The 14,280-nt window shown below is 68.9% G+C and carries 14 protein-coding genes; 9 read left to right on the top strand and 5 right to left on the bottom strand.

Annotation, left to right across the window (positions count from 1 at the left end; translation table 11 throughout):
* Entirely contained in the window at positions 1–843 is an 843-nt protein-coding gene (locus U3653_RS24505) for an NAD(P)H-binding protein (protein WP_195082356.1), read from the bottom strand.
* A gap of 74 nt (positions 844–917) precedes the next feature.
* On the opposite strand from U3653_RS24505, the gene U3653_RS24510 reads away from it, so the two are divergent.
* The 5 genes from U3653_RS24510 to U3653_RS24530 all read left to right on the top strand — a co-directional run bounded on the left by U3653_RS24510 (position 918) and on the right by U3653_RS24530 (position 5,350).
* Positions 918–1,496 (top strand): TetR/AcrR family transcriptional regulator, encoded by a 579-nt coding sequence (locus U3653_RS24510; RefSeq protein ID WP_195082357.1) that lies wholly within the window; start codon positions 918–920, stop codon positions 1,494–1,496.
* Between the two features lie 102 nt (positions 1,497–1,598).
* Positions 1,599–2,252, top strand: a complete 654-nt coding sequence (locus U3653_RS24515) for a PadR family transcriptional regulator (RefSeq protein WP_195082358.1) — start codon at positions 1,599–1,601, stop codon at positions 2,250–2,252.
* Positions 2,253–2,312: 60 nt separating this feature from the next.
* Positions 2,313–3,320: an esterase/lipase family protein gene (locus U3653_RS24520; RefSeq protein WP_195082359.1), complete on the top strand. Its 1,008-nt coding sequence runs from the start codon at positions 2,313–2,315 to the stop codon at positions 3,318–3,320.
* A 234-nt stretch (positions 3,321–3,554) separates the two neighbouring features.
* Positions 3,555–4,136 (top strand): TetR/AcrR family transcriptional regulator, encoded by a 582-nt coding sequence (locus U3653_RS24525; RefSeq protein ID WP_195082360.1) that lies wholly within the window; start codon positions 3,555–3,557, stop codon positions 4,134–4,136.
* The gene (locus U3653_RS24530; RefSeq protein WP_195082361.1) at positions 4,133–5,350 is read left to right on the top strand and encodes an NADH:flavin oxidoreductase; all 1,218 of its coding nucleotides are present in this window, start codon (positions 4,133–4,135) and stop codon (positions 5,348–5,350) included. Before U3653_RS24525 ends, U3653_RS24530 begins: the two co-directional genes overlap by 4 nt.
* A gap of 12 nt (positions 5,351–5,362) precedes the next feature.
* Here U3653_RS24530 and U3653_RS24535 read toward each other — a convergent pair whose 3' ends face one another.
* Positions 5,363–6,010 (bottom strand): DUF5134 domain-containing protein, encoded by a 648-nt coding sequence (locus tag U3653_RS24535; RefSeq protein ID WP_195082362.1) that lies wholly within the window; start codon positions 6,008–6,010, stop codon positions 5,363–5,365.
* Positions 6,011–7,429, bottom strand: coding sequence for a linalool dehydratase/isomerase domain-containing protein (locus tag U3653_RS24540; protein ID WP_195082363.1), 1,419 nt, complete (start codon positions 7,427–7,429; stop codon positions 6,011–6,013).
* A 426-nt stretch (positions 7,430–7,855) separates the two neighbouring features.
* Between U3653_RS24540 and U3653_RS24545 the strand changes: the two genes are divergently transcribed.
* Together U3653_RS24545 and mbp1 are read left to right on the top strand one after the other, a co-directional pair.
* Positions 7,856–8,779, top strand: a complete 924-nt coding sequence (locus U3653_RS24545; RefSeq protein WP_195082364.1) for a hypothetical protein — start codon at positions 7,856–7,858, stop codon at positions 8,777–8,779.
* A 122-nt stretch (positions 8,780–8,901) separates the two neighbouring features.
* Positions 8,902–9,147, top strand: a complete 246-nt coding sequence (mbp1, locus tag U3653_RS24550; RefSeq protein ID WP_067802064.1) for a microaggregate-binding protein 1 — start codon at positions 8,902–8,904, stop codon at positions 9,145–9,147.
* Between the two features lie 132 nt (positions 9,148–9,279).
* Here mbp1 and U3653_RS24555 read toward each other — a convergent pair whose 3' ends face one another.
* Complete coding sequence (locus tag U3653_RS24555) at positions 9,280–10,494, bottom strand: acyl-CoA dehydrogenase family protein (RefSeq protein ID WP_195082365.1); 1,215 nt, start codon at positions 10,492–10,494, stop codon at positions 9,280–9,282.
* Positions 10,495–10,654: 160 nt separating this feature from the next.
* Here U3653_RS24555 and U3653_RS24560 point away from each other — a divergent pair, with 160 nt between their 5' ends.
* A complete protein-coding gene (locus U3653_RS24560) occupies positions 10,655–11,515 on the top strand; it encodes a TetR-type transcription factor C-terminal domain-containing protein (RefSeq protein WP_195082366.1) in 861 nt (286 codons plus the stop codon).
* Between the two features lie 184 nt (positions 11,516–11,699).
* Entirely contained in the window at positions 11,700–12,641 is a 942-nt protein-coding gene (locus U3653_RS24565) for an alpha/beta fold hydrolase (protein ID WP_195082367.1), read from the top strand.
* Positions 12,642–12,653: 12 nt separating this feature from the next.
* Here U3653_RS24565 and U3653_RS24570 read toward each other — a convergent pair whose 3' ends face one another.
* Positions 12,654–14,186, bottom strand: coding sequence for an acyl-CoA synthetase (locus U3653_RS24570; protein WP_195082416.1), 1,533 nt, complete (start codon positions 14,184–14,186; stop codon positions 12,654–12,656).
* Positions 14,187–14,280 lie beyond the last annotated feature (94 nt).

A 14,280-nucleotide genomic window follows, 5' to 3' on the forward strand; every position in this document is an offset into this window, starting at 1 on the left:
TCAGACGAAGGCCGCTCGATTGCGGGCGGCCCAAGCGGCGTACTTCGTGGCCGGACGCCCGAGCACCCGCGGCACATCGGGGCTGATCCGCTGTTCGGCGGGCGTCGGCTCGCCGAGGATGGTCAGTGTGTGCTCGGCCACCGGCTCGGGCATGAACTCGAGCATCGCCGAACGAGCTTGCGTACGAGTCAATTCGACGAAGCGCAGCGGCGCGCCGATTGCCGCGCCGAGTGCCTCGGCCTGAGCCCGCGGTGTGGCGAGTTCGGGCCCGGTGAGGGTGTAGACCTGCCCGTCGTGCCGGTCGTCGCGTAACGCCGCTGCCGCGACCGCGGCGATGTCGGCCGGATCGATCGAGGGAAGACCGATGTCGCCGAACGGCGCGGCGACCATGCGCTGCGTGCGCACCGCGTCCGCCCACGCATAGGTGTTGGAGAAGAATCCGGACGGCCGGAGAAAGGTCCAGGCCAGCCCGGATTCCCTGATCGCCGCTTCGTAGGCGACGAGCCTGGCGTAGCCCGCGGCGTCCGGACGAGTGGCGACGCCCTGCGAGGACACGAAGACGACGCGCCGCACGCCTGCCGCCGCGGCGACTTTCAGCACCTGCTCGGGGGCCGGACCCGTCACCAACTGCTCGCCGGTGATCAGGAGAAACAGGGTGTCGGCTCCCGTGACGGCGGGGGAGAGGCTTTCCGGTTCGCCCAGATCGGCTTGAACCGACCGGACACCGGCGGGCAGCGAGAGGTCCGCATGCCGGGCGACGGCCGTCACCTCTTCGCCGGCGTCAGCCAGCAGGCGCACGAGCGGCGCGCCGATATTTCCGGTGGCTCCGGTGACCACGATCATCGTCAACTCCTTAGTTAGTTGTCTGACTAAATGTACCGTAGCCGATCGCCGCCGCGCTGTCTACAGTTAGTTGTGTGACTGACTCACAGGCGAAGGCCGGATCGGGTAAGCGGGAGCGGCTGGTCGATGCCGCGGCCCGGGTGTTCTATCAGCAAGGCGTGGAGAAGACGACGATCGCCGACATCGCGCGCGCCGCGGAGGTCCCGGTCGGCAACGTCTACTACTACTTCAAGACGAAAGACCAGCTCATCGAGGCGGCCATCGGCTCGCACGCCCGCATCCTCGATGCCGTGATCGCCGCGAGCGATCAGCACGAGACGCCCGCGGAGCGATTGAAGGCCCTGATCGCGGGGTGGGTCGCCGAGCGTGACCAGACCGTGCGATACGGATGTCCGTTCGGCACTTTGTCCTCGGAATTGGACAAGCGGGGAGATGGGTTGGACACCGCGGCCGCCGAGGTGATGCGGGTGCTCGTGGACTGGGCCGAGCGGCAGTTCGCCGCGATGGGACGGGCGGACGCTGAGGAACTCGCCGTCGCCTATGTCGCCGCGTATCAAGGAATCTCGCTGCTCACCAATACTTTTCGTGATCCCGAACTGATGGTTGTCGAAGGGGCGCGGTTGTCGCGCTGGATCGACTCGCTGGTGAGCTGACCTCGGACGGGGCCCGGAAATCGAAACCGGGCCTTGCGCTCGATGCATTGCCGATATATCGTCGATAGCATGATACGGCCACGAGAGCCTTGGGAGGCTGACATGCAACACCGAGAACATCGAGAATTCGGCCGTCGCGGCCGGGGCCCACTGCCCGGTCACGAGGGCTTCGAACACGGGCGGCGCTTCCGTCGCGGCGGGCGTCACGGTTTCGGACCCGAGTTCGGGCCGGGGTTCGGTCCCGGTTTCGGGCCCGGCTTCGGGCCGCATTTCGGCCGCGGACGCGGCCGCGGCGGCCGGGGCAGGCGTGGAGACGTCCGTGCCGCCGTGTTGTTGCTGCTCACCGAGCAGCCCATGCACGGCTACGAACTCATTCAGCAGATCCGCGAGCGCAGCAACGACATCTGGCGGCCGAGCCCCGGATCGATCTACCCCGCGCTGGCGCAACTGGAGGACGAGGGCCTGGTCCTCATCGAGAAGGTCGCCGGGCGGAAGACCGCGAAGCTCACCGAGTCCGGCGCCGAGTACGTCGCCGCGCACCGCGATGAACTGGGCGATCCGTGGGCGGACGTGCAGCAGGATGTCGGCGCTCAGGCAATGGACCTGCGCGCGCTCGTCGGCCAGCTGATGGGGGCGGTGGCCCAGGTCGCCGCGGCCGGTACCCCGCAGCAGGCGGCGCGGGCGGCCGAGTTGCTCACCGAGACCCGCAAGTCCCTCTACCGCATCCTCGCCGAGGACGAGACCCCCGAGAAGTAGGGGAGGCGAAACACCCCGATACCGCGCGCATTTCGAGTCGATCAGGGGGATCATTGTGAGATGCGACAGTGGAGCCGAGCGGGAACTTGGGGCGTTTCACACTTGCGTGCCGCCGTGCTGGCCTTCGTGCTGGCCGGTGCGGCCGCGCTCGGTCCGGGCGTGGCGTCGGCCGAGCCGCTCGGCTTCCGCCCGCCCGAGGTGCCGACCGACGCCGCTCCGCCGCAATCGGATCATCTGGCCGCCGCGTGGTATCAGAAGAGTCATCCGGATGCGGTCCCGAGCGGCACCAACGATTTCGACTGCGTGCCCAGTGCCGGCCATCCCCGTCCCGTGGTGCTCGCGCACGGGACCGACTCCTCGGCGTATTCCGATTGGTCGGGGATCGCGCCGCAGCTGACAGCGGCCGGATTCTGCGTGTTCGCGCTGAACTACGGGGGCAAACCGGGCGCGCACAGCTATGGCACCGAGGATTTGGTGCTCAGCGCCTACCAGGTCGGCGCGTTCGTCGATCAGGTCCTGGCGGCCACCCACGCGGGCAAGGTCGATCTGGTCGGGTTCTCGCAGGGCGCCAACGTGACTCGCTACTACGTCAACAAGCTGGGCGGCGCGCCCAAGGTCGAGCAATGGGTCGGCCTCGCGTCGCCCAGCTACGGCGGTGTGATGTACGGGCTGGTGCCGGTCGCCGAGGCGATCCCCGGCGCACTGCAGGCGTTCGCCCAGGTGACCTCGCTCGCCGCCGTGCAGCAGGCCGAAGGGTCGCCGATCATGCTCGATCTCAACGCGGGCGGCGACACGGTGCCCGGCGTGCGGTACGTGACCGTCGGCAGTCGCGTCGACGAGATGATCCAGCCGTTCGAGAACATCGCGCTGCGCGGGCCGGGCGCCCGCAACATCGCGCTGCAAGACCTTTGCCCGGCCGATCTCACCGGGCACTTCCACATGGTCTACGACCCGTTCGTGCAGCAGTTGCTGCTCACGGTGCTGGATCCGGGCAGCCCGGCGCCGGTGTGCCGGCCGGTTCCGCTCGGCACCGGTATCCCCGAGGTGATCATCGCGGGGCATTCCTGAAGTCGCTGAACCCGGTGCACCGGCTGCTCGCCTGGTCGGTCGGGTCGGTGATCGGCCGGCGCGTCCGGTAGTGAAACGCGATCCGCTGAGGCGGCCACCGTCCGATCCCGTCTCGTCCATCGGCTTCGTCGCCGATCTCGGGGTGTCGAGCCCATCCTTGGCGCTGCTGATCCCTGGGCTCGGGATTTTCAATCATTGATTGAATCAACGATGGAAACGTGCTTGACTGGCCGCATGCCGAAGCCGGTTTCCGAAGCCGCAGCCACCACCCGTGATCGTCTGCTGACCGCCGCCGAGCGTCTACTGCTCGAAGGCCGCTACGACGAGGTGTCCGTGCGGGGCATCTGCGCGCAGGCCGGAGCGAATCCCGCGGCGGTGCACTACCACTTCGGATCGAAGGACGCCTTGGTCGCGGCGCTGCTCGAGGAGCGGCTGGGCCCGGTATGGGAAGACCGGCTGGCCGCTGTCGCCGACGGGCACGGCTCCATCGGCGAGGTGGTCGACGCGGTGATCGAGCCGTTCGTCGAGCTGGCCGCCGATCCGGTGGGCCGGATGCATCTGAGACTGCTGGCGCAGTTCGTCCTCGGCAGGCAGGTGACCGAGTGGCGGCAGCCGTGGTTCCGCATCGATGCCTGGGTGCGCCTGCTGCCGGGGCTGAGCGAGCGCGAGAGCATGCGCCGGTGGATGTTGGCGTTCGACCTGCTCATCATGCGATTCGGCAGTGCGGAGCACCGAGAGATGTCGCAGGAGGCGGTGGCCACCCTCCGGGAATTCGTGGTGGCCGGATTGACCGCGCCGACAGGAGAGAAACGATGAACGACGTATTCACACCGGCCCGGCTCGGGCCGATCACATTGCGCAACAGGGTGATCAAGGCCGCGACATTCGAGGGCCGCACGCCGGACGCCCTGGTGACCGACGACTTGATCGAGTTCCATCGCGAGGTCGCCGCCGGTGGGGTCGGGATGACGACCGTGGCGTATTGCGCGGTCGCTCCTGGGGGCCGGACCGACCGGCACCAGATCTGGCTGCGTCCGGAAGCGGTGCCGGGGCTGCGAAGGCTCACCGACGCCGTTCATGGCGAGGGCGCGGCGGCGAGCGCGCAGATCGGGCACGCCGGTCCGGTGGCCAACGCGGCGTCCAACCGGGCTCCGGCCCTGGCGCCGAGCCGGATGCTCAGCCCGCTGTCGATGCGCATGATGCGAAGCCCGGACGAGGACGGGATCCGTGCACTCGTGGCCGCGCATGCCGACGCGGCGAAGCTGGCCGAGGAGGCCGGTTTCGATGCGGTGGAAATCCATTTCGGGCACAACTACCTGGTCAGCTCGTTCCTGAGTCCCAAGCTGAACCGCCGCACGGACCGGTACGGCGGCAGCTTGGTCAACCGCGCGCGGCTGGCCCGTGAGATCGCCGCAGCTGTTCGGAAAGCCGTTGGCGGCAGGCTCGCGGTGACCGCGAAACTGAACATGGAGGACGGAGTGCGGGGCGGGCTCACCGTGCCCGAATCGCTGCAGGTCGCCGCATGGCTGGAAGCCGACGGCACGCTGGACGCGTTGGAACTGACGGCGGGCAGCTCACTGCTCAACCCGATGTTGCTGTTCCACGGTGACGCCCCGCGCAAATCCTTCGCCGACGTTCTCCCCGTGCCGGCCCGGTGGGGCTTCCGTATGGTCGGCAAGGCCTTCCTGAAGGAGTATCCGTACCGGGAGGCGTATCTGCTCGAGCGTGCGCGGCACTTCCGGCGGGAATTGTCGATGCCGCTCATTCTGCTGGGCGGCATCACCAACCTGGACACCATGCGGCTGGCGAGGGCGGAAGGCTTCGAATTCGTCGCCATGGGTCGTGCGCTGCTGCGGGAACCGAACCTGTTGAGCCGCATCCGATCGGATGCGTCGACGCGGTCTGCGTGCGTGCACTGCAACGAATGCATGCCCACGATCTACACCTGCACTCGCTGCGTGTTCCGCCCCGGCCAACCGCGCGAACCCGTCGAGCTGACCCTGTCGAGTGGCTCCGACACGCAGCCATAGGCGGCCGCAGGCTCAGCGTCCGGCGGAGGCTGCGGCGAGTTCCGCGGGATCGAGCGCGGCGACGAGCATCACCGCCGTCGCGATGTCCATAACCAGATGCGGGAACACCGTGACGGCGATCTCGTGCCGCGTCGGCGGGGCTTCGCCAGGCGGGCGTACCACGACGGCGACGACGACCAGCGCGTCGAGCAAGAACATGGCGGCGAGGATCCAGCCGATCACCGGGTAGGGCAGACCCGGCGCGTGCGCGGTCGCGTGATGGACGTGCTCCGGCGGGGAAGCGTGCGTGCCGAGCGTCGCGTAGACCATCGCGAGCGCGGCGACACCGTGGTAGACGGCGGCGCCGATCCGGTCGGCGCGCTCGGCGGACCGCTCGCGCGCCGCGACGACGACCAGCCACAACGGCGAGGCGATCGCGAGAGCGCCGAAGAGCAGCCGCCACTCGAGCACGGAGAGATTCGCGCTGACGGCGCTCCACATCGCCGCCATGGCGGCGAGCATGACCGCGTGGAACAGCTCCGAGCCGCGCTCACCGTAACGGGCGAGTCGTCCCGGCGCCCGGCGCGGACGGAGCAGACCGACGGCGGCGACGGCCGCGCCGCAGCAGCACAGGACGATCATCCCCCAGGTCGCCGCGGGCGGCAGGCCGGTGTGGTGCACCTACGCCGGCGTGACGCGCACGTCGTGCCGCCCGCCCAGGTCGACCTCGATGATGCCCTCGCCCGCCTCGTCGGCGACCACGCTGGGCTCGGTCGCGCCGGTGACGCGGTAGGTGCGGTGGGGGATCAGCCGTCGCAGCCCCAGCCGCACCCGCCCGGCTCCGTGACCGGGCCGTAGCACCAGTTCCAGGGCGCTGCCGTCGGTCACCGCCTTGGCGACCAGGACATCCGGATAGGGCGCTGTGCCGAGGATCGGTCCGGTCCGCCACTCGGGCGGCACCGCTCCGAGCACCAGGTCGCGCAGTCCGTCGGGCCGGTTGAACCGGGTGAGCGCGTGGTGGGCGTTGGTCACCGTCGAGACTCCCGCGAAGCGCCGGGCGCCGTTGCGCTCGTCGACCCGATACCGCTCGTGCATGGAGCGCACCAGGGCGGCGGCGAGGTCGGATTCGCCCATTTCGGCGGCGGCCGTGGCGACGAAGATCCGCGTCATCCCGTCACCGTTGATCACGTTGTAGTTGCCGAGGTCGACACGGGTGCGCGAGCTGCCGCGCAGGCGCACCCGCTGCCCGTCGAAGTCGATGAAACGATCGCGCAGCGTGGTCCAGGTGTCGCGGGCGAGGTCGGGCATCATCGCGTTGAGCCAGGCCACCATGCCGGCGTCGTAGCCGAGCACGGGCCTGCTGATGGTGATCGATGGGCCGAGCCGGCCCGGGATGAACCGCCCGTTGCGCAGGCGCCATCCGTCGTGCAGGTAGCTGTGCCGGATCCGGTCGACCAGGTCGCCGGTGAGCGCGGTGCCGTGCAGGCGATCGTGCATCACCAGCGTGTTGAAGGCGAAGACATTGCAGATCGGATAGATCAGGTGCGGTTCGCAGGCGTATTGCGGACAGTTCTCGCGCGCGAGCATATTACGGCGAATCGCCGCGCTGAGGCGCGCGAAGTCGTACTCGTGCACCAGCTTCGGGCTCCATCGCAGCGTCAGCCCGCCGGGCCGGTCGAAGCCGGGGTCGGCGTTGAGGGTCTCGTAGAGCCCGATCATGACGCCGAAGTACCCGGAGTACATGACATTGGCGTGCCGGATGGGGTCGGTCTCCCTGCGGCCGTAGCCGATGAGGCTCTCGGTCGCCCAATATCCCCAGACGCGCTTGTCGCACATCTTGAGGATTGCGTTGCGTTGCGCCTCGGCGAGGTACCCGGTGAACGCGGGCGTCCTCGTGTATTGCGCCATCGCGAGCGCGTAGCCGATGAAGTTCAGCTGGTATCGCAGTGCGCTGCCGCCGATCTGCTCGATGCGGTCGAAGCCGTCGAATCGGTCGAGCGGTTGCAGGGCGAGGTCGAGCACGAAGCGCTGGAACGCCAGATCGTCCTGATCGGACTCGACGACGGGAGGCGCGGTGCCCGCTGCCGGTGCGCTGGTCATGCCGCCGCCTCGTACCCGGCGGCGCCGGAAGCGGGGACGTCCGCGGGACCCGCGCGGTACGCGGTGGGCGGGAATTCGATGGGCTGCTCGGATCGCCCGCGCAGCCGACGCCAGAGGCGATGCGCACCGGCGGCGAGGTAACCGGCAAGGAGACAGCACGGCATCGGACTACTCGCTTCCGCAAGCCACGAACGCTGTGGCAATGAGATGTTTGGACATTTATCTTATCAACCTCGCCGCCGCGGGGGAAGGCGCGCGGCTTCCAATCATCGATGAAGCGGCGAGTGTCGTGGAATGTCCTGCGAGACAGCAGTTTCCGAACTCAAACGGGTGCGGCGGCGTGAGCATGATGACAAAACGAAATGATGAAAGGTTGATAATGTTTCCATTGCAACTTCTCATCTACTCGGCTACGGGAGAAGATCAGTGAGCAATGGACACGGCCGGAAGGCGCTGAAGACGGCGGTGGGAGCAGCCAGCGTGGCGCTCTGCACGGTGATGGGGACGGCGGGGGCCGTCGCCGATCCGAACATCCAGATTCCGGGTGCCGATGACGGACTACCCAACTGCGCGGTGCTGAACATCAACGCGTTCGCCGGATACATCGGCACCGGAGAACCACGTCCGACCAAGGCGATGGACGAGAATTTCGCGACCGCCCCGGTCGGGGACTGGTGCAACACCAACGTCGGCTACTCGTCCACCAGTTACGGTCCCGAGGGAGTCACCTTCGTCAATCCGCCTACGCGGGACGGCCTGTTCCCCTACAACAACTCCGAGGTCTTGTCGAAGCCGGTGTTCGAACCCGGCCAGACGATGACCATCGACATCAAGGGCGCTCCGGATCTGACCGGTCATAACGGCACCGCGGGGTGGGGCGTCTCCAACCGTTCCATCGATCCGCTCGGACTCGAGATCGCGTGGTTCATGTACAACGGCTCGCACGGATTCCTCGGCGACGCCAGCGAACTCACCCGGCCGGTCTTCAACGTCCTCGGGCAGGATCTGCCCCGCGGGTTCTTCCTGATGGTCAAGCGGGGCGGTGAGCTGGTGCCACAGATCACGCCCCTCGACCCGGCACTGCTGTCGGACGATCACGCCTACGCGGTCCGGCTCACCGAACAGCACGTGGAATTCTTCATCGACGGCGCGCCGGTCGGGACATTCGCCAGCCCGCCGCACGGCAAGGGCGTCAACATCCTGCAGAAGCCGGTGCCGCTGCTCGGGCAGGCCTGGCTCGACGGCAGCTACTGGTTCCCGCTGCCGATTCCGGAGTACAACGACCGGGAGCAGCGGCTCACCATGACGCGGTATCGTCAAGGGCCGAGCGAGACCACTCCGCTGCGTTGACCCGGCGCCCCCGCCGTGGGTCGTGATTCGCGTGCGCACCGAACTTCGTCGCGGGCGGATTCGAGGCCGCTGTCTCGGGTATGCGCCAGATGTCAGCTTGTTCCGATATCCGGGAGGTTGTTGTGGCTGAACATGGAAGCGGTGCTCGTGAGGGCGTCGAGGGCGTCGTCGAAGACGTCAAGGGCAAGGTGAAGGAAGCCGCCGGTACCGTCACCGGGCACGAAGACCTGAAGGACGAAGGTCGCGCGCAGCAGGACAAGGCGGATTCCCAGCGCGAGGCGGCGGGCAAGGAAGCCGCGGCCGAGAAGGCGCGGGCCGAAGCGGACGTCGACGAGGCCCGCCAGTCGGCGCATCAGCACGGGCGGTAACCACACCGGTTCGACCCACCGCAGACACCCGCCGCCGTCAGCAGAGCTGGCGGCGGCGGTCCGCGTAATACCTCGGGAGCGGCGCGCAAGGCGTACCCCTCGACAATGCGCACGTACGCGAGCCCGTGCGGATCAGCGCGAAGACCCGTCGGCCGCTGCCCGGCGTGCGGCGCTGACCGCACGCTTGGCGATGGCCCAACGGTGCACCTCCGAGGGTCCGTCGTAGATGCGGAAGGGCCGTACTTCGCGCGACAGCCGCGCCAGCGGCAGGTCGTCGGAGACGCCGAGGCCGCCGCACAACTGAATGCTGCGGTCGACGATGCGGAAGATCGCCTCGGCGGCGAAGGTCTTCGCGATCGAGGTGGCGTTGCCCGCGTGCTCGCCGTTGTCCAGCTCCCAGCAGGCACGGACCAGCAGCGCGCGGGTGGCGGCGATGTCGATCTCGTTGTCGGCGATCATCTTCTGCGCCATCCCCAGATCGCCGATGCGCGCGCCGAAGCCTTCGCGCTGGGCGACTCGCTCGACGGCGATGTCGTGGCCTCGGCGCGCCGCCCCCAGCCACCGCATGACGTGCGTCATGCGGGCCGGACCCAGCCGCACCTGGGCGTATTCGAAGCCGCGGTCGACGGCGCCGAGCACCGCTTCGTCGGGTACGAACATGTCCTCGAAGAAGACCTCGCAGTGGCCGCCGATCATGGCGCGGTCCAGCGTGGTGATATGCCTGCCGACGCGCAGGCCAGGGGTGTCGGCAGGCGTCAGGAACATCGTCGCCCCGCCGCGCTGTCCCGGTTCACCGGAGGTGCGGGCCATCACGATGAAGAAGCCGGCTCCATCGGCGCCGGTGATGAAGTGCTTGTGGCCGTTGATCCGCCAGCCGCCGTCGGCGCGAACCGCCCGGGTGGCCAGCGCCGCCGGGTCGGAACCCGCGCCGGGTGCGGGCTCGGTCATCGCGAAGGCCGAGCGCACCTCGCCGCGGGCGAGCGGTTCCAGGTAGCGCTGCTTCTGCTCGGGATCGGCGATGTGGGCGAGCATGTGCACGTTGCCCTCGTCCGGTGCGGCGATATTGAGCGCCGTCGGGCCGAACAGCGAGTAGCCCGCCTCCTCGAACACCGGCGCGCGCTCCGACATCGACAGCCCGTGACCGCCGTACTCGACGGGGGCGTGCGGCGCGAAGACCCCGGCCTCGCGCGCCAGCTTGTTCAGCGTGACGCGCAGTCCGTCGCCGCCGGCCGCGGTGATGTCGCCGTGGTGTTCGTCCTCGATCGGCAGCACCGTCTCCCGCACGAATTCCCGGGTGCGGTCGGTCAGCGCCCGAACTTCGTCGGAATAGGTCAGATCGATCGGCATCGCGCATTCCTCCTCGACATCCAGAGCCTCGTCCCTCGACCGAACGATCGCTCTGTCCGGACACTGTCCCACCGGCTGCGGTGCGGTGTCAAAGCGTGCAGTTCAGGCCCGATATCAGGCGCATGTCCGTGCAATCCTACTGTTCAGCTATGCTGAACAAATGCGAAACGAGGCCACGGCGCCGCACGAGGCGATCCGCCGCGCGCGCCGCGCGGCCGGCCTGTCGCTGCGCGAAGCGGCCCGCAGGCTGGAGGTGAGTCCGGCGACGCTCAGCGCCGTGGAGACGGGCAAGACCGGGATCTCGATCGCCCGGCTCACGCGCTTGTCGGAGGTGCTCGGCGTGCCGGTCGCTCAGCTGCTCGGGGACGCCACGCGCGCGCCGCGGCCCAGCTACGACCGGGGCGATCCCGAGCCGGGCGCGCGGGGTGGCTGGCGCGAATTCGCCCCGCTGGACGTCGACCCGGTGTTGGCCGCCGCCCTCGCGTCGTTCGTCGAGATCGGTTATCACGGCACGACCGTGCGCGCCATCGCCCGGCGGGCCGGCACCAGCGTTCCCGGCCTTTACCACCACTATCGCGACAAGCACGACCTGCTGGTCCGCATCCTCGATCTGACCATGGACGAACTGCACTGGCGAGTGCGCGCCGCCCGCGCCGAAGGCCGCGACAGCGTCCACCGGGTGCGCCTGATCGTGGAAGCACTGGCCCTGTTCCACACGCACCGCCGCGACCTCGGTTTCATCGGCGCCAGCGAGATGCGCAGCCTTTCCCCGAGCGAACGCGCGCGCATCGCGCGTTCCCGCCGCGACATCCAAGCCATCCTGGACGACGCGATCGCCGCGGCCGACGCCGAGGGCCGCATCGCCGTTCCCCAAGCCCGGTCGGCGGGGCGCGCCATAGCCACCATGTGCACCGCCATCCCGCAGTGGTTCCGCGAGTCCGGCCCGGCGACGCCGGAGGAAGTGGCCGCGCAGTACGGCGATTTCGCGTTGGGCGTGCTGGGGGTCGATCCGGCCCGCTAGCAGTACGTTCGCGGTTTCGCGTGCGGTCACCGCCCGCGGCGCGAGCACGCCACGGCGGCCACCTCCACCTTGGTGGTGATCGGCATACCCCTTGGGGACCGCAGCCCAGCACTCGGGGGCCTGCCTGCGGCGGCGCGGACGGCGGAAAGTAGGACGGGTCAACGCCAGTGAACCGGAGCATCCCATGTCGATTCTCAACTCGATCCCCGCGACGGCGGAACGGTGTGCCACGGTCTGGACCGAAGACGGGGTGGCGCTGGCGGTTCGCGAATACGGCCCGCCGGACGCGGACCTCACCGTCGTCCTGCTGCACGGGCATTGCCTGCGCAGCGAGTCCTGGACCTACGTCCGCGACGAGCTGCTGCGCCGGTACGCGGGCGCCAGGATCGTCTGCTACGACCATCGCGGCCACGGCGAGTCCGCCGCGGCGTCCCGGCGGACCTACCGCCTCGACCAGCTCGGCCGTGACCTGCGCGCGGTGCTCGACGCCGTCGCCCCCACCGGGCCGGTCGTCCTCGCGGGCCACTCGATGGGTGGCATGACCGTGCTGACCTATGCGGAACAGAATCCGCACGAGATCGGCACCCGCATCGTCGGCGTGGCTCTGCTGGCGACCGCCGCGGGCGGACTCGCCGACGCAGGCTTCGGCCGTCTGCTGCGCAACCCGGTGGTGTCGGCGTTCCAGGCGGCCGTCCGCCGGGCTCCCGGGGCGATGCACCACGCGAAGCTGCTGGCATGCCGCCTGTTCGCCCCGCTCATCCGCACCGCCGAATTCGGTGATCGCAAGGTGAGTCCGCGGGTACTCGCCCTCGCCAACGCGATGCGCAACGAGACGCCGATCGTCACGATGGCGAGCTACCTGAGCGAATTCATGGTCTACGACCGGACCGACGCGCTCACGCTGCTGTCGGGGATTCCCACGTTGGTGCTGTGCGGCGCCGCTGACCTGATGACACCTCCGTCGCATTCGGTCGCGATGGCCGCCGCCGTCGAGTACTCGGATCTCGTGATCGTCGACAGCGCCGGTCACTCCGTGATCCTGGAACGGCCCGGCCTGGTGGCGGAGGCTGTCGCGCGCCTGATGACGCGCGTAGGCGAGACCGCGGAGCTCGCCTACGCCGCGTAGTGCCGGGACCTCTCACACATACCGCTGGCGGAGTTTGCCCTTGACCAGCTTTCCCGTGGGTGTGCGGGGCAGATCGTCGGCGAAGTCGAAGCTCCGCGGCACCTTGTAGTGGGCGATGCGGTCGCGCAGATAATCGCGCAGCTCCGCGGCCAGCTCCGGACCGGGCTCCGCGCCGGGAGCGGGCTGGACGACGGCCTTGACCGATTCGCCCATCTCCTCGTCGGGCACGCCGATCACCGCGACGTCGAACACCTTGGGATGCAGCGCGAGCGCGTCCTCGACCTCCTGCGGGTAGATGTTCACACCGCCGGAGATGATCATGAAGGCTTTGCGGTCGGTGAGGAACAGGTAGCCCTCATCGTCGACGTATCCGATGTCCCCGGTGGTGGTCCAGGTCGGGTGTTCCGGGTGGACCGCCTCGGCCGTCTTCGCGGGGTCGTTGTGATAGGCGAAGGGGGCCTCGTCGCGTTCGAAGTAGACGGTGCCGATTTCTCCTGCGGGCAGTTCCGCGCCGTCGTCGCCGCACACCCGGATGGTGCCGAGGCCGGCCGTGCCGACCGAGCCGGGCTTGCGCAACCATTGCTCGCTGTCGATGAAAGTGGCGCCGTTGGCCTCCGTCGAGGCGTAGTACTCGTACAGGATCGGGCCCCACCAGTCGATCATCGCCCGCTTCACGTCCACCGGGCACGGGGCGGCCGCGTGCACGGCCACCCGCAGGCTGGACACGTCGTAGCGGGCGCGGACGGCCTCGTCGAGTTTCAGCATCCGGACGAACATGGTCGGCACCCATTGGCTATGGGTCACGCGGTAGCGCTCGATCGCCGCCAACGCCTGTTCGGCGTCGAACTTCTCCATGATCACGAGCGTTCCGCCGAGCGCGTGGACCACACCTCCGAAGCGCAGCGGCGCGGCGTGATAGAGCGGTGCGGGGGAGAGGTAGACGGTCTCGGTGTCGAACCCGTAGAGCGGGCCGAAGATCGCGGTGTAGGTGTCACCGGGCGCATCGCCGACCTGCCGGTCCGGCAGCGGCTGTTTGATGCCCTTGGGCCGTCCGGTGGTGCCGGAGGAATAGAGCATGTCCGCGCCGCGCGGCTGATCCGGCAGCGGCTCCGGCGACGACGCCGCGATGGCCTCCTCGTAGGACTTGTACCCCGGCACGTGGCCGCCGAAGGCGAGGCGGATCTCCACCCCGGGTGTCTCCGGGACGATCTGCTCGGCGGCGTCGGCGAGACCGGCCGATACGATCAGCGCCCTGGCTCCACAGTCGTCGACGATATAGCTGATCTCGCTCGGCGACAGATGCCGGTTGACCGCGGTGATGTAAAGCCCGGTTCGCAACGCCGCCCAATAGACCTCGTAGATCTTCGGGTCGTTTCCCGACAGTAGCGCGACGTGATCGCCTTTGCGCAGCCCCGCGTCGCGCAGGTGCCGGGCCAGTCGAACCGAGTTCTCCTCGAGTTCCCGATAGGTCAGCGCTTCGCCGCTCTCGGCGACGACAACAGCAGGTTTGTCCGGGAATCGGTCGACGTGTGCGCCGGGGTACATGCGGCTCCTCGGTGGAACGGAGCGGTCGATGTCCGACCGCAAGGGCCTGCGCGGGCCGCGCGGATCCACGGCGTCCCGCAGAGCGGTTGCTCTG

This window comes from Nocardia implantans (genome assembly GCF_035544775.1).
Lineage (GTDB): Bacteria > Actinomycetota > Actinomycetes > Mycobacteriales > Mycobacteriaceae > Nocardia > Nocardia implantans.